The organism is Paenibacillus sp. FSL H8-0104, from assembly GCF_038050215.1.
GTDB lineage: Bacteria > Bacillota > Bacilli > Paenibacillales > Paenibacillaceae > Paenibacillus > Paenibacillus amylolyticus.
This window is the reverse complement of record NZ_JBBOTC010000001.1, coordinates 2,244,991-2,260,400: the sequence shown is the minus strand read 5'-3', so window position 1 is coordinate 2,260,400 and position 15,410 is coordinate 2,244,991. Positions and strand designations below refer to the sequence as shown.

At 45.7% G+C, this 15,410-nt stretch carries 14 protein-coding genes and 1 pseudogene; 4 read left to right on the top strand and 11 right to left on the bottom strand.

What is annotated here, in order from left to right; all coding sequences use genetic code 11:
* Positions 1-246: 246 nt before the first annotated feature.
* From NST38_RS10240 to NST38_RS10225, 4 genes and pseudogenes are all read right to left on the bottom strand, one after another.
* The gene (locus NST38_RS10240; RefSeq protein ID WP_076249930.1) at positions 247-984 is read right to left on the bottom strand and encodes a spermidine synthase; all 738 of its coding nucleotides are present in this window, start codon (positions 982-984) and stop codon (positions 247-249) included.
* A 159-nt stretch (positions 985-1,143) separates the two neighbouring features.
* Complete coding sequence (locus tag NST38_RS10235; protein ID WP_017689438.1) at positions 1,144-2,046, bottom strand: LysR family transcriptional regulator; 903 nt, start codon at positions 2,044-2,046, stop codon at positions 1,144-1,146.
* Between the two features lie 59 nt (positions 2,047-2,105).
* Positions 2,106-2,843, bottom strand: coding sequence for an SDR family oxidoreductase (locus NST38_RS10230; protein ID WP_076249931.1), 738 nt, complete (start codon positions 2,841-2,843; stop codon positions 2,106-2,108).
* A 24-nt stretch (positions 2,844-2,867) separates the two neighbouring features.
* Positions 2,868-2,972, bottom strand: a pseudogene (locus tag NST38_RS10225) (Atu4866 domain-containing protein); the annotation flags it as partial.
* Between the two features lie 216 nt (positions 2,973-3,188).
* Here NST38_RS10225 and NST38_RS10220 point away from each other — a divergent pair.
* Complete coding sequence (locus NST38_RS10220; protein ID WP_076249932.1) at positions 3,189-4,124, top strand: AraC family transcriptional regulator; 936 nt, start codon at positions 3,189-3,191, stop codon at positions 4,122-4,124.
* 64 nt (positions 4,125-4,188) lie between these two features.
* Here NST38_RS10220 and NST38_RS10215 read toward each other — a convergent pair whose 3' ends face one another.
* Complete coding sequence (locus NST38_RS10215) at positions 4,189-4,623, bottom strand: MerR family transcriptional regulator (protein ID WP_306068485.1); 435 nt, start codon at positions 4,621-4,623, stop codon at positions 4,189-4,191.
* 172 nt (positions 4,624-4,795) lie between these two features.
* Here NST38_RS10215 and NST38_RS10210 point away from each other — a divergent pair, with 172 nt between their 5' ends.
* The 3 genes from NST38_RS10210 to NST38_RS10200 all read left to right on the top strand — a co-directional run bounded on the left by NST38_RS10210 (position 4,796) and on the right by NST38_RS10200 (position 8,169).
* The gene (locus NST38_RS10210) at positions 4,796-5,644 is read left to right on the top strand and encodes an SDR family NAD(P)-dependent oxidoreductase (RefSeq protein ID WP_076249934.1); all 849 of its coding nucleotides are present in this window, start codon (positions 4,796-4,798) and stop codon (positions 5,642-5,644) included.
* Positions 5,645-5,786: 142 nt separating this feature from the next.
* Positions 5,787-6,950 (top strand): oxalate decarboxylase family bicupin, encoded by a 1,164-nt coding sequence (locus NST38_RS10205; RefSeq protein WP_076249935.1) that lies wholly within the window; start codon positions 5,787-5,789, stop codon positions 6,948-6,950.
* Between the two features lie 79 nt (positions 6,951-7,029).
* Complete coding sequence (locus NST38_RS10200) at positions 7,030-8,169, top strand: zinc-dependent alcohol dehydrogenase (protein WP_036609757.1); 1,140 nt, start codon at positions 7,030-7,032, stop codon at positions 8,167-8,169.
* A gap of 139 nt (positions 8,170-8,308) precedes the next feature.
* Here NST38_RS10200 and NST38_RS10195 read toward each other — a convergent pair whose 3' ends face one another.
* The 6 genes from NST38_RS10195 to NST38_RS10170 form a co-directional block, all read right to left on the bottom strand.
* The gene (locus tag NST38_RS10195; RefSeq protein WP_076249936.1) at positions 8,309-9,097 is read right to left on the bottom strand and encodes a class I SAM-dependent methyltransferase; all 789 of its coding nucleotides are present in this window, start codon (positions 9,095-9,097) and stop codon (positions 8,309-8,311) included.
* A 199-nt stretch (positions 9,098-9,296) separates the two neighbouring features.
* Positions 9,297-11,264 carry a PTS fructose transporter subunit IIABC gene (locus NST38_RS10190; RefSeq protein WP_076249937.1) on the bottom strand — a complete coding sequence of 656 codons (1,968 nt, stop codon included), beginning with the start codon at positions 11,262-11,264 and terminating at the stop codon, positions 9,297-9,299.
* 90 nt (positions 11,265-11,354) lie between these two features.
* Positions 11,355-12,266, bottom strand: coding sequence for a 1-phosphofructokinase (gene pfkB, locus NST38_RS10185; protein ID WP_076249938.1), 912 nt, complete (start codon positions 12,264-12,266; stop codon positions 11,355-11,357).
* 2 nt (positions 12,267-12,268) lie between these two features.
* Positions 12,269-13,015: a DeoR/GlpR family DNA-binding transcription regulator gene (locus NST38_RS10180; RefSeq protein WP_017689448.1), complete on the bottom strand. Its 747-nt coding sequence runs from the start codon at positions 13,013-13,015 to the stop codon at positions 12,269-12,271.
* Positions 13,016-13,268: 253 nt separating this feature from the next.
* Positions 13,269-13,754, bottom strand: coding sequence for a hypothetical protein (locus NST38_RS10175; protein ID WP_036609765.1), 486 nt, complete (start codon positions 13,752-13,754; stop codon positions 13,269-13,271).
* Positions 13,755-13,888: 134 nt separating this feature from the next.
* Positions 13,889-15,319 (bottom strand): NAD(P)-binding domain-containing protein, encoded by a 1,431-nt coding sequence (locus NST38_RS10170; RefSeq protein WP_076249939.1) that lies wholly within the window; start codon positions 15,317-15,319, stop codon positions 13,889-13,891.
* Between the last annotated feature and the right edge of the window lie 91 nt (positions 15,320-15,410).

Here is a 15,410-nt window from a genome sequence, read left to right as displayed (position 1 = left end):
CGAGTAAAGCCGTGAGGCTGATCTTCTTGATGTTTTTTATTTTTCTTCGTAATCTTCTAGATCTCTTGATCTGTGCAATCATCGTTTACTTCCCCCGGATTTTCATGAAAAAGCATATTCCTTCTATCTTATACGAAAGTTGTTAAGATCAAATAAAGAGACTGAGAAATCTTAACAATTACATCGTAAGATTGACGATTTAATGACATTTTACTTTCCCTGGAAGAATCACTGTTCAGGATCGCCCTAATCGACAATGATATATCCTTCTTCTGGCTCTTGTTCAACAAACCCTGCCATCTGACGAACCTGAAATTCGATCGGGTGATGACTACCCATTAAAATGCGATTTTGAACTTCATCCGCTGTTTCTGTAGGTAATGCGAATGCACGTGTATAGGCAAACTGTGCCTGAAGTGTCGTATAGATCGCATTGACAAGCCGATCATTGCCCGCACGCCCGAACACATTAAGGATCACAGCTCCGTCCGAGTCCAGCTTGTCCTTGACCATGGCAAAAAAATCACTGGATATAAACTGCTCGGGTGTACCCGTTGCCGTAAAAGCATCAATAATAATATAATCATATGACGCAGCAGGTTCCTGGCCCAATAATTCACGACCATCCCCAATGAGCACAGGACTTCCCTCATATCCAAAAAAGGTCCGGCTCAACTCCACGACCTCTGCGTCAAGCTCAACCACCTTTACCTGACGATGAGACAAGTAGGTTGGCAATGTGCCAATACCATGTCCCACCACAAATACGGTATCAAACTCAGGATCATTCCGTTCCATTAGATGCACTATCGCTCTCGGATACTCCAACACCATCCGGTTAGGCTCATCCAGATCCATGGCTCCCTGCACAGCTGCGTTGGAGAATTCTAATACACGAAACTGGCCCTTCTCTCCATAAAGCTTTTTGGTATCATATACCGTCAGCTCATGCTGTTCACTTTTATTCCGATACAGAACTCTCACTAACCGTTCTCCCTTCAATCTATTGCACACATTCGACATATACCTTCATTCTATTACACGGGATGACAACATACCACCCTATACTTTAAAGATCATAGTACAACAAAAAACCGTTCCGACTCATTCGGAAACGGCCTTTTGATGAACCATTTAACACTTCTAAGACCCTATGGCCTCATGCAGAGCCTGGACATATGCTACACCCAGATTAGAGAGAGAAGTGCTCTTGTGGCTTATCCACCCTACATTAATGGACTCCTCACATTCCAGCGGAACAGGAATGATCTCGTCTCCGTTCAGATCAGCGCTAAGTACACCTGTAGAAATCGTATAACCATTCAGACCAATCAACAGGTTAAACAATGTTGCGCGGTCATTGACCTGTATGCTTTTGGGGTGAGATAACGTGCTCAGGATCTCTTCGGAAAAATGAAAGGAATTGTACTCTCCCTGATCAAATGACAAGTAGGGATAATCCTGCAGTTGCTCGATTGCAACCGACTCCTGCTTCGCCAGCGGGTTCTTCACACTGATAAAGATATGAGGCTTGGCTGTGAACAAACTGGTGAAAACCAGCCCCGCATCTTTTAACAATTTGTTAATTACCTTGGCATTGAACTCATTCAAATACAGGATGCCAATTTCACTGCGCAGGCTTTTCACGTCCTGAATAATCTCGTAGGTCTTTGTCTCCCGAAGCGCCAACTCGTATTCATCCTGACCATACTGCTGTACCAGACGAACAAAGGCATTCACTGCAAACGCATAATGCTGCGTCGATACAGAGAAGTGCTGCGGGGATGGCTTGGCGTTCAGATAACGATTCTCCAGCAATTCAGCTTGTTCTACCACCTGACGTGCATAACTCAGAAACTCAACGCCTTCTTTAGACAGAGATATTCCCTTATTGGTACGTTCAAAAATAGTAATTCGCAACTCCTGCTCCAGATCCCGAATGGCATTCGAAAGGCTGGGTTGCGAGATAAACAACCTTTTGGCTGCTTCATTCATGGAACCGCGCGTGGCAACTTCGATCACATATTTTAGTTGTTGTAATGTCACTGCACTATTCCTCTTTTCGTATCAATTGAATCTATTATATACCAAAAGAGGATCCGAACTTAAGCCATGCTTGCTGTCGGTCTCACTACAATCTCATTTACGTCCACCTCTGCCGGCTGGCTAATGGCGAACAATATACTTTGCGCAATCGCCGAGGCGGGAATGGATATGCGCCGATACTCTTTCATGAGATCACGTGCTTCTTCATCAGAAATCGTATCCGCGAGTTCCGATTCCGTCACGCCCGGTGATACAAGGGTTACACGGATACCTCCGCCTACTTCCTGTCGCAACCCCTCCGAAATGGCGCGGACCGCGTATTTGGTTGCACAATACACCGCTGCCGTTGGTGACACGGCATAGGCTCCAATAGAGGCGATATTAATAAACTGGCCGAAACCCTGCTTTTTCATGACGGGCAGTCCAGCCGCAATGCCATGCAGAACACCACGAATGTTAACATCTATCATGCGATTCCACTCATCTACTTTTAACGATTCAAGGGGAGATAGCGGCATAACTCCAGCGTTATTTAAAATAACATCGACACGTCCATAGCGAGTTTGAGCGAGGTCAACGATGGTTTGCATCTCTTCCAATCGGGTAACATCCAGCGAATGATACTCCACCGATCCGCCTTCCACACGAATGGAGGAGGCCAATGCCTCCAAACGTTCCATACGTCTAGCTCCAATAACTACATGTGCTCCATGCTGTGCAAGCAATCGAGCTGTTGACTCGCCAATTCCACTACTCGCACCGGTAATGACAACCACTTTCCCTTTTACATTGGACATATTAAATCACTCCTTATTTAGTTGTTATTGTACATTTTCTCTATACAAAACCATGCCTGCATGATACAAAACGCCGTCCCTGAAGTCTCCATCCGCTGTAAATCCCGTATCATCCACGTACTCTATATGTTTCCTACATACGGGTGTTTTGGTTCTTGTTGGTTGCCCATTGAATTGCGCTCCATTGTCTCTCACTCCTTTCTGCTTCAAAAGATTCCGTTGCTTATCTCCATTATGTAGAGGATCAGTCGTTGTACGATAGAAAAATCCCGCAGTATTCTTGCCTATTCCTCCAGAGCATTTTAAAATAATAGTAATCGTGGTTTACAAGGGGGACTGCAATTCATGCTTATCAAAACAAATGAAACGGATACGGGCATCACGGAGCAGCAGCAACAATTGGCTCAACTTATTGAGCATTTCACCCCAAATGATGGGATACATACAACAGCAATTCCATCCCTTGCCTTAATCCGTGCCTCCGAGATCTCACAACCCATATACTCCGTTCATCAGCCTGCCCTCTGCATTGTCGCCCAAGGTTCCAAATTAGTTATACTCGGCCGCGAGAGCTACACCTACGACTTGTCACAATACTTGGTAGCTTCCGTAAACTTGCCTATTTCAGGGCAGGTTGTAAAGGCTACAATCAAACATCCCTATCTATGTATTCGACTCGATTTTGATTCAGGACAGATTTTCGATCTGATTCAGGATACGCCTTCTGCACAACCCAAACCTGACCATTCAACACGGAGAGGATTGTTTGTTAGCTCAACCAAACCTTCCCTTCTTGAAGCCGTGATCCGATTGGTTCGGCTGCTGGATACACCTGAAGACATTCCCGTCCTTGCCCCTATGTTTATCCGCGAGATTCTATATCGTATTATTCAGGATGAACATGGACATTCCATCAAGCAGTTTGCGATTCAGGACAGTCATGCACAGCACATCGCCGAGGTGATCGAAGTCATCCAATCCGATTACGCTAAGCCACTTCGGATTGAGCAACTTGCTGCCATGATCAACATGAGTTCTTCCTCATTACATCATCATTTCAAAGCCATTACCGCCATGAGCCCTTTGCAATTCCAGAAACAAATTCGATTGCATGAAGCCCGGCGAATGTTGCTTGCAGGTTCAACCGATGCCGCCGACGCTGCGTTCCAGGTTGGCTATGAAAGTCCGTCTCAATTCAGCCGGGAGTATGCCCGCATGTATGGTCTCCCTCCCAAAAGCGATATCAAACGACTTCGTCATACACTCGATATTAAATACTAGAAACAACAAAAAGACCCGCGTCATCATGACGTGGGTTTTCAGATTCATATAGGCAGCAGTGCCATCAAGAGAATAGGCTCTGTTTTTCAAAAACAGACATCTGGTTCTCCCTGGTAATAGGACATTCATCAGGATACATACTTCGTTTCTCCAACTTCTCGTCGATAAAATCAACCACCTGCTGTAGCGAAGCAATCTGTGCTTCAACTTTCTTCCGGTGATTCACCAGCATCTCCCGTTCATCCGGGAAATCTGAGAGATCGGAATCCATGGACATTTGTAAATAAGGCTTCATTTCCTCCAGAGACATTCCTGTTTTTTTCAGGCAAGTGATCAACTTCATCGTATGGATATCCTCCGAGCGATATACCCGATGGCGATTGGCCTTGCGTTCCGCTCGGGGAAGCAGCCCAATCTTCTCATAATAACGAATTGTATCTTCTGATAATCCGGCCTGTTCTGACGTTTCTTTAATGGAGAACACTTCATTCTCACTCATCATATGGGCCTCCTCCACATTCATTTCTCTCCATATTACAACTTGGAGCTGACTCCAAGTCAAGCATGATCCATTCCATCCCAACACCCCTTGACTTGGAGTCGACTCCAAGTTATAGAATGAGCGCAGCATACAGATTCGTTCTGTAATCCCATTCTATCTGGAGGTATATATGAATATACAAAATCAGCTTCGCACCGCTCTCATCACAGGTTCAACGTCAGGAATTGGTCTTGAACTGACACGCAGGTTACTCGCTGAGAGATGGCAGGTAATCGGTCTCAACCGTTCTGCTTTCCCATCCGAGGATACCGATATTCAGAACGCCTTACGTTCAGGCCAGCTCCGTTGGGTTCAGGCTAACCTGACCAACTATGACAGTCTGAGAACTGCACTGGATCAGATTAAATCCGATACCGATTCGATTGATGTCTTGTTTAACAATGCCGGGGGTAGCGCTGCCGAACTTCGTTTCTCTGATCAGGGGCATGAACTGCACTTTGAACTTCAGACGATAGTCCCTTACATCATCTACATGGAATTAGTTGAGCGATTACTCAAAGGACAGATGAAAACAGTTATTAATACTTCCACCACCTCGTTCAATATGGTCAGACAATTTGATATGAACATCCTGGAACGTCCAGCCGAATTCAAAAAGCTGTTTGGTCCTTATGCCACCTCGAAGCTCGGCTTATCCCTATGGACACGCGAGGTTGCCAAGTCTGCCAGTGCGGATGGCATACAATTACTAAGCGTAGATCCCGGTGGAAATAACACGCTAAGGGGCAACAAAACATCCGGCCTGCCCTTCTATATCAAACCTATCATGAAATGGTTCTTTCCTCATCCAAGCCATGGCGCTTCGTTGCTCTACAATGCGGCCTTATCCCCAGCCAGACACGAATCCGGTGCGTTCCTGGTTAAAAATAAAGCGACAGTGCTTCGTTTCACAGAGCAAGGCCCTGCTGTTTTAAAGCGGGTAAACGAGATCTACGAGCAGCGTTTTCGTACAATGTAGTCTGGAATAAAGACGTGATCACATGCGGTCACGTCTTTTTTTGTCGTTTGTCCCTCATATTATCCAGGCCCTGATTCATAGGTGTAAACATAACGATACAATGTCGCGTGTGACATGTTATTGAATCTGGAGGGATCACTCAATGACTAAAGGACAGCAACCTAACGAAAAATCATTTATTATCCCGCAACCCATTCGCAGTGATGGCGCTGGTGGACCTGATCTGGGACCCAGAGACGTCATGAGAGATATACAAAACCCCGATATGCTGGTACCTCCGGCAACCGATAACGGGTTATTGCCCAATCTGAGAATGTCTTTTTCCGATACCCATATGCAATTGAACCATGGGGGTTGGTCACGTGAAATCACCGTACGGGATCTCCCTATTGCCACTACACTGGCAGGTGTGAACATGAGCCTGACACCGGGAGGTGTAAGGGAATTGCACTGGCATCAGCAATCCGAGTGGGCCTATATGATCTGGGGAACGGCAAGAATCACTTCGGTAGATCAGAACGGACGTAATTTTATTGCGGATGTCGGGCCTGGCGATCTCTGGTTTTTCCCCAAGGGTCTACCCCATTCCATTCAGGGACTGGAGGATGGTTGTGAATTTCTGCTTGTGTTTGATGACGGGTCCTTCTCCGATCTGAATACGTTATCCATATCCGATTGGTTTGCCCATACCCCACCAGAGGTATTGTCTGTCAATTTCGGCGTGCCCGAATCCGCTTTTCAGTCAATGCCGATGGAACAGGTCTACATTTTCCAAGATACCGTCCCGGGTTCCATCGAGAGCCAAGAAGTTCAGTCGCCATATGGTACTGTTCCTCTCACATTCAAACACCGATTGCTGGCCCAGGAACCACTCATTACCCCCGGCGGAAGCGTCCGGATTGTCGACTCCACCAACTTCCCCATCTCAACTACCGTTGCAGCCGCACTCGTTGAGATCCGACCTGGCGCCATGCGTGAACTGCACTGGCATCCCAATGCAGATGAATGGCAATACTATCTGACAGGACAAGGGAGAATGACTGTCTTTGGAGGCAATGGCATTGCTCGCACATTTGACTATCGGGCTGGAGATGTCGGATATGTTCCTGTCGCAATGGGACACTATATACAAAATACCAGCACAGACACTTTATGGTTTTTGGAGATATTCCGAAGTGATCGATTCGAGGATGTATCGCTGAATCAGTGGATGGCGTTAACCCCGCAGGATCTGGTCCGTGACAATCTGAATGCGCCGCCTGAGTTGCTCAATGCCTTGCGTAAAGTAAAATGGCCTGTCGTTTAATTTAGTATGTATATCTATCATTTAAGCTGAAATGGGGTAATTGTCAGAGAATCCCACTATATAAGGAGGAATATGAAAGATGAGAGCCGTTACGTTTCAGGGAATCAAGGACATTCAAGTCAAAGAGGTTGAAGATCCCAAACTGCAACAGAAGGATGACATTATCGTTCGTATTACTTCCACAGCTATATGTGGATCGGATCTGCATATTTATCAGGGAGCCTTGCCTGCTGCCAAAGATTACGTTATCGGTCATGAACCGATGGGCATTGTAGAAGAAGTAGGTCCAGAAGTGACACGTGTGAAGAAGGGGGACCGTGTGGTCCTGCCTTTTAACATCGCTTGTGGTGAATGCTTCTATTGCAATCATGACATGGAGAGCCAGTGCGATAATTCCAATGGCAATCCGGATATTCATACAGGTGGATATTTTGGATTCACCGAACGTTACGGAAACCACCCCGGAGGTCAGGCAGAATTATTGCGTGTTCCCTACGGGAACTTCACTCCGTTTGTGATTCCTGAATCCTGTGAACTGGAAGATGAGGCTTTATTATTCCTGTCCGATGTTCTTCCAACCGCATATTGGAGCGTGGAGAATGCCGGAGTTAAACCGGGAGATACGGTCACTGTACTCGGTAGTGGACCCATTGGGCTGATGACGCAGAAGTTCGCCTGGATGAAAGGTGCCAAACGCGTTATTGCTGTGGATCGCCTGCCCTATCGACTGGAGAAAGCCAAACGTTTGAACGATGCAGAGATCTTTAATTTCGAAGATTACGATGATATGGGTGAGCACATTCGTGAGATTACACAAGGCGGAACCGACGTTGTTATCGACTGTGTAGGTATGGATGGTAAAAAAACCACGCTAGAGGAGATCGGACAGAAGCTGAAACTTCATGGCGGTTCACTGAGTGCGATCGAAATCGGTATGAAAGCAATCCGCAAATTCGGTACACTCCAACTTACGGGTGTATATGGCTCTTCCTACAACATGTTTCCGTTAGGTAATTTGTTTGAACGCAATATCAATCTTAAAATGGGACAAGCTCCTGTTATACATTACATGCCTGAATTGTTCCGCAAAATCACTGCTGGTGAATTTGATCCAACGGAGATCATCTCCCATCGGATTTCACTGGAAAATGCAAGCGATGCATACCGCATTTTCAACGATCATGAAGACGAATGTACCAAAGTTATACTAAAACCCTGAACCGTCGCTTTGATTATAAATATACAAAATAAAACAAGCAGAACTACCTGTTCAAGGTACTCTGCTTGTTTTATTTTATCAACATTCATCCTGTTACCGTTGCATAAACTGCTCAACCAGCTAAATGGTCTTTACCTAATCAGACATGAGTCGGTTTAATCGCTTGGATATACACACTTTCCCCTTCGAAGCTGTCGAGCTTCCCGTTCGTTGTCACTTCAAAGTTGAAGAATTTTCGGATGATGGACGGTGCACTCAACATACTTGCTTCAAGTTCCCTTCTCTCCCGTTCCGGCAGTGCCGCACGGTTACACCACTCTTCAAACTTAAAGCGCTTCTGGAAGGAAACCATCGTTTCCATTCGGAAGCCCGCATACTCCAGCATATGAATCCATTCCGTCTTGCGCCATGCTCGAACATGGCTTGCATCCCGGCACTTCTCCACTTCATTGTAAAATTGGTCATTCTCATCACGTTCAGGTGCCACGTTGTCAATGAATAACAACCTTCCACCGGGCTTCATGACTCGTAATGTCTCATGAACAAACGAAGAAACGTCCGGAAAATGGTGAGCAGCGATTCGGCAGGTCACAAGGTCATAGATATCATCATCGAATGGCAGCTTCTCTGCATCCCCGGCAACAAAATCTACATTACGGTGTCCATTGCCCTGGATAAATGCTTCAGCTACCTGAAGCATTTCTTCCGTTAGATCGAGGGCTGTCACCCGCTGAACAAGTGGAGCCAATGCATTAGCGACATGCCCTCCTCCAGTGGCGATATCCAGCACATTCATATCTGGAGTGGCTTGAGATAAAGCCACGAGCAACGCGAGATCCTCACCTTTGGCATGCCCCGAACTCGTCACGTATTTACCAGCATTTTTCGCAAACTGCTTCTGCACCTGACTTTTGATTACATCAGACATTCCAATTCCTCCCGCATAAGTTTCATTAGACGAAACACAGTTTCAAAATATAATTATATTTATTTTACCATAGATGAATGTAAAAGCTAAATAAGCATTTTACACAAATCCGGAGGCAACTTTCCACTACCTAACCAAAAAGCTGAAATAAAAAACATCCCCCAAGTGAGTTTCACCCAGGAGATGTTTCTTATATTTGTTACTTCACAAGCGTTGGTGACTTCTTCCACAGTCCCAGAATCAGACCGGAGATCACAGAACCAATCGCAACAGCCAGCAGGAACAATAATGCGTGGTTCGCCAGTGCTGCAACAAAGATCCCGCCGTGCGGAGCTGGTACATTAATGCTCCACAGTTGTGTCAATCCGCCAGCAACAGCGGAACCCAGAATACAAGAAGTCAATACACGTAATGGATCAGCCGCAGCAAATGGAATTGCACCTTCTGTAATGAAAGAGAATCCAAGTACATAGTTAGTCAGGCCTGATTTGCGTTCTTGCTCTGTAAATTTGGATTTGAAGAACGTTGTTGCAAGTGCAATCGCCAGAGGAGGCACCATACCGCCTGCCATAACCGCTGCCATCCATGCACCGTCTGTGTTACCACTGGATGTGAATACCCCAATAGCAAATGTGTAAGCCGCTTTGTTGAATGGTCCACCCATATCGATGGACATCATACCGCCAAGCAGCAAGCCCAACAATACCGCATTACCTGTACCCAGATTACCCAGTGCATCTACAAGCCAGGTGTTCAGGGAACCAAAGATTGGATCAAAGACATAGAAACTGATGGCACCTACGATCAGCAAACCAAATACCGGATACAGCAAGATTGGTTTCAAGCCATCAATCGCTTTTGGCAATCCTTTGAACAACTTACGGAGACCAATAACTACATAACCCGCCAGGAAACCGGCAGCCAAACCACCAAGGAAACCGGCGTTTGAGTTAACCGCCATCAATCCACCGACCATACCAGGCATCAAGGCTGGGCGATCACCAATACTCATCGCGATAAATCCGGCAAGTACCGGAATCAGGAAGTGGAACGCACCTGTTCCGCCACCGATCGTTTGAAGCAATTGTACAATCGGATTCTCAGGGCTAGCGAGTTGTTCGAACAAGAAGGAGATTGCTAGCAGGATACCGCCACCTACAACAAATGGCAGCATATGCGAGATACCGTTCATCAGATCTTTATAGATTTTGCTACCTACACTAATTTTGCCAGTGCTTGCGCCCTCTTCCTTGGCATTTCCGCCTTGGCTGCGATAGATCGGTGCATCACCGTTAACGGCCTTGCGAATCAGCTCTTCGGATTTACGGATTCCATCACTCACCGGTCTTTGTAATACCGGTTTGCCATCGAAACGTGCCATCTCCACATTTTTGTCTGCGGCAACGATAACCCCTTTAGCACGAGCGATCTCATCAGCAGTGAGAACATTCTGCGCTCCTTCAGAGCCGTTTGTCTCTACGCGAATATTAATGCCCATTTCCTGAGCTTTCTTTTTAAGTGCATCTTCAGCCATAAACGTATGAGCTATACCGGTTGGACAGGCTGTAACCGCAACAACAAAATCTTCCGAATTGGCATTACCTACAATCACACCAGAAGTATTCTGTTGCTGACCAGTAGTAGAAGTGGATGCGGCATTTGCTGCTTTTTCAGCTTTTGCTTTTTCTTTGGCTGCTTCCTTCTCAGCTGCTTCAGCCTGTTTGGCATCAAACAATGTACTAACTTCGGCTGGTGTATCTGTACTCATCAATTGTGAGATGAAATCGCTATCAATCAACAACCTGGAAAGAGCTGCAAGCGTACGCAGATGGGTATTACCTGCGCCTTCTGGAGCCGCAATCATGAAGAACACATGAGCTGGCTGATCATCCAACGCTTCAAAATCAAGCCCTTTTCTACTCTTGGCAAATACAACTGTTGGTTCGTTCACCGCTGTTGTTTTGGCATGTGGCATTGCAATTCCGCCACCGATACCTGTGCTGGATTCAGCTTCTCTTTTATAGATCATTTCCTTGAACAGGACCGGATCATTGATTCGTCCGCTTCGGTTCAGGCTTGCAATTAGTTCATCAATAGCCTCATCTTTGGTTGTGGCTTGCAGGTCCATGATCATCGTTTCCTGGATCATCAAGTCTGTTATTCTCATCTTGGTACACTCCCTTAAGTTCAGTCGGCCTGCATAGGCAGGCCTCACTACATTACAATTACAATGAAGACCGTCTATAAGACCGTTAGACTAGATTGTCGTAATGGTCACTTGATTACGCAATTCATCAATCAATTCTCGTGTTGCCAGATCATCCGAGAACGCAGTTGCGCTTCCAGATGCAACCCCTGTGCGGAAAGCTTCCAGCAAATCTCCGCTCTGTACATAGGTACCTACGAATCCGCCAATCATGGAGTCACCGGCACCAACCGAGTTTTTCACAGTGCCTTTTGGCACATTCGCATGATGAACTTCGGCTTTGGTAATGAATAATGCACCCTCGCCTGCCATGGAGATCAACACATGTTTGGCACCGGCTTCCAGCAACTTACGCCCGTATAACACCAGTTCCTCGCGAGTATTAATCGTTACACCGAACAGTTCAGCCAGTTCATGATGGTTTGGCTTCACCAGCAATGGTTCATGTACAAGAGCTTCCATTAGTGCAGGTCCAGTTGTGTCAATTACAAATTCTGCACCCGTTTGCTTGCAAACTTTAATGAGACGATCATAGAAGTCCGTTCCAAGTGACGGTGGTACACTTCCGGAGAGAATGACAATATCTCCTTTTTGCAATGAGGACAATTTGTGTAGCAACTGTTCTGCCTCTTCTGCACTTATTGCAGGTCCAAGACCATTAATCTCTGTCTCTTCTCCATGCTTCAGCTTGATGTTAATGCGAGTATCGTCTGCAATCGTAACAAAGTCTGTCCGAATGTTATCTTCTTGCAACTTGTCATTAATGAAACGTCCCGTGAATCCACCAAGGAAACCAATAGCCGTGTTATCTGCTCCAAGTTGATTCAGTATGCGAGAGACATTAATGCCTTTGCCACCAGGGAGCTTCAAATCCCGATTCATTCGATTCAATCCGCCAAGCTTCAGCTCATCCACTTCCACGATGTAATCAATGGACGGGTTAAGTGTTATCGTATATATCATCGTTATCCCTCAATTATTTTAGTTTTCTGGGCGATTCCAGGCCGCCAATGTTCTGGCATCTGCTCGGTAATCAAATCGGCCTCCTCCAAATCAAACAATTTGGCAAAAGTAATTTCCCCTATTTTGCTGGAATCAGCCAGCACATAAGATTTTCCCGACAATTGATGTGCACGCCTTTTAATCAAGGCTTCCTCCGGATCAGGTGTTGTATACCCCATTTCGGGATCAACTCCGTTGCTTCCAAGAAAACATTTATCAAAACGGAAATTATCCATGTTCTGTAATGCGATACTGCCAATGACTGCTTTTGTATGAATTTTCATCATACCTCCGAGCAAATAACTGCGAATACGCTTGCTTACCAAAGCCTCAACATGCGAAAGTCCATTGGTAACAACCGTTACGTCTTTAGCTTCAATAAAAGGAATCATGGCTAACGTTGTCGTTCCTGCATCCAGATAAATGCATTCGCCATTTTCGATCTCCTGTGCAGCCAAACGGGCAATCGTCGTTTTTTGTTGAATGTTTTTGAACGTTTTTTCTTCCATGCCCGGTTCCAGCGTTTTTTCATTCACCAGTGCGGCACCGCCGTGGATGCGTTTGAGCATCTGACGACTCTCCAGATCGATCAAGTCACGCCTAATCGTTGATTCAGAAGCACCCAACACATCAACAAGCTCTTGTAATTTCACAATTCCCTGTAAATGTAAGCGCTCTATAATTGCAGCATATCGTTCTTCAGTCAGCATCTTCATTCCTCCAACTGCTTCTATAGTATCATAATTCACTCAAAAAACAACCACTTTCATTCAAAATAATTTAAAAACATTCAAAAACCCGCATCTTTCGACTTATTTTCTTGTCCAATTGTCCCTTTCCCTTACTTCATGTTCTTAAAGTTGGAATTCCGTGCCCTTCAAATCTTCATTAAAAATCCTGCAGCCTCCAGCGCTGGATGCGCGGCGTTGCAGGATTTTGCTGTTCATGGGAACTGCATGACGTTTATGACTCTACAACCATAGCATCCGGTTTGGGTTTAAGCCATTTGCCATCTTCATTAATAAAAGCACCCTTGAAGCGGCCCATCTCCAATTGTTCAATTAGCCTCTCCTCGTCCATGACCAGAATCTCAGCGAGCTGCCCCGAAGTGTAATAGTGAGCGGGATTGTAATCGAGCAGAACAGGAACAGACGTATCATATAGTTCTTTGATCAGATTCTCAAAGGAATGCCGACCCAGGTTCTCCATATCTCTATAAAACTGCAAATGTTGGGACACCATATTACGGAAAGATTTATTCTCCAGATGCATCCACAACGTATTGCAGGCCCGAACACTCATATGATTTTGTTCCACATCGTAAAATTGAACTTCTTCAATCTTCATGTATTTCTCTTGAAATGCTACGATCTTAATCAAAGGTACATTTCGTTTACGCGACGCTTTCTTCAAATGGGCTCTAAATTGTTCATAGTTCATTTCATTCATCTATTATCCCTGCCTTTAACATGTTCCAACCGACATTTTACAACAAATTAAAGGCAAGTGTAACCTTCATCATATGAAAAACGAAAAAACGTGTAGCATCAGATGCCACACGTTCACAATATTATAGAGTGCGATTACTCAGCGAGCGCACCACTTTTCACCCACGTAGCCGTAAATTCCTGTTCTTCATACGCATAGAATTGTTGCAAAATAATCTCCCGATCATCGAGGAACAATTGATCCGCTATGGCAGAGACCAGTTTCGGCACCGCGCTCTTGGTCCCCGATATTGCCGATGCCGACAGACCACAGCTGGCAAGTGCAGAGTAGTTGAATACAAACAGTCCGTGCAACGGTTTCTCACCCTGTTCACTCCTGCTTGTCATTGCAAACCCGGAACTCAGGTATGGATGTGCGTCCAGCAACGCATTGCGAAGCTCTGGCGGAGCCTGGTAACAATCCTCCCAACGTGCGATGTATGGTTCCACAAGCTTCAGTTCAGGACGGAGTGCCGGATCACTGAGAAGACCTGTGCTAATAATTAGAAAATCAAACTCATATGCACCCTGTGCGGTATGCACAATCGCGCCTTGGTCTGTTGCTTCTACACTCAGCCAAGGCGAATTCAAATGTAGTTCGAATCCTGGCCAGGCTGCCGCACGATTAAACGTATCATTGGTTGGGGGTTGATTGAATTTGAAGAAATGAGAGATCACTTCATATTTATCAGCAACCGGAAGAGCGTGGTACCGCTCAATCATACCAGATTGTTCCATCTGACGAATGGGATTAACACTAGGCAGCTGTTCCCGCCGGACAAATACATGAGCTTCCGCCACACCCGTGGCAAGGGCATAACTCGCATTATCGAATGCAGAAGCGCCGCCGCCAAGCACAGCAATTCTTTTACCTTTTAACCGATCAAAATCAATCCCTTCAGACGTGTGGGCATACAACTCCCGAGGTAATCTATCGGCAATCATGGATGGCACATGCCACTGTCCACCACCTTGTATTCCCGTAGCAAACACTACTTTGCGAGCAAGTATAACATCCATCTGAGATCCAGCCTTGTTCACATGAAGTCGATGTATTCCGTTCTCCATAGGCTCAACCAGCGTCAATTCTGCCTCATTAAGCACAGGCAGATTCAGCACTTTCCGATACCAGCGTAAATAATTCATCCAGTCTCCACGCGGGATTTTATCTACCTCTTCCCAACCTTCGGGCCCTACCTGTGCTTCCCACCATGAGCGAAAGGTTAACGAGGGGATACCCAGATCGATGGAAGTCAGATGCTTGGGTGTGCGCAAAGTAACCATACGTGCATAAGTCTCCCAAGGTCCTTCAAGCCCCGATGCATTCTCGTCAATGACTACAATATTGGAGATCCGTTCACGAAGAAGTCCAAATGCCGCTCCTAATCCACTCTGGCCTCCACCCACAATGACGACATCATAGACATGACCATCCACATGTTCTCTTGGACGTACCCAGTTCGCGCCACCAAATGACAAATAAGCCAGATCATTCTTCACACGTTCATTTAATGCTTCCAGGCTCATGATTCATCAACCCTTTCGAGATACATATATGAACTAGTCTTTCTTTGATTATTTGATGTAAGTTTGTTGTTAGTTATATTGAGAGTAATTG

Coding starts and splice junctions, on each gene's coding strand:
- NST38_RS10195 (WP_076249936.1), bottom strand. CDS start 9,097: ATGTCTGATGTAATCAAAAGTCAGGTGCAGAAGCAGTTTGCGAAAAAT.
- NST38_RS10215 (WP_306068485.1), bottom strand. CDS start 4,623: ATGAGTGAGAATGAAGTGTTCTCCATTAAAGAAACGTCAGAACAGGCC.
- NST38_RS10220 (WP_076249932.1), top strand. CDS start 3,189: ATGCTTATCAAAACAAATGAAACGGATACGGGCATCACGGAGCAGCAG.
- NST38_RS10210 (WP_076249934.1), top strand. CDS start 4,796: ATGAATATACAAAATCAGCTTCGCACCGCTCTCATCACAGGTTCAACG.
- NST38_RS10230 (WP_076249931.1), bottom strand. CDS start 2,843: ATGTCCAATGTAAAAGGGAAAGTGGTTGTCATTACCGGTGCGAGTAGT.
- NST38_RS10205 (WP_076249935.1), top strand. CDS start 5,787: ATGACTAAAGGACAGCAACCTAACGAAAAATCATTTATTATCCCGCAA.
- NST38_RS10175 (WP_036609765.1), bottom strand. CDS start 13,754: ATGAATGAAATGAACTATGAACAATTTAGAGCCCATTTGAAGAAAGCG.
- NST38_RS10170 (WP_076249939.1), bottom strand. CDS start 15,319: ATGAGCCTGGAAGCATTAAATGAACGTGTGAAGAATGATCTGGCTTAT.
- pfkB (WP_076249938.1), bottom strand. CDS start 12,266: ATGATATATACGATAACACTTAACCCGTCCATTGATTACATCGTGGAA.
- NST38_RS10190 (WP_076249937.1), bottom strand. CDS start 11,264: ATGAGAATAACAGACTTGATGATCCAGGAAACGATGATCATGGACCTG.
- NST38_RS10200 (WP_036609757.1), top strand. CDS start 7,030: ATGAGAGCCGTTACGTTTCAGGGAATCAAGGACATTCAAGTCAAAGAG.
- NST38_RS10180 (WP_017689448.1), bottom strand. CDS start 13,015: ATGCTGACTGAAGAACGATATGCTGCAATTATAGAGCGCTTACATTTA.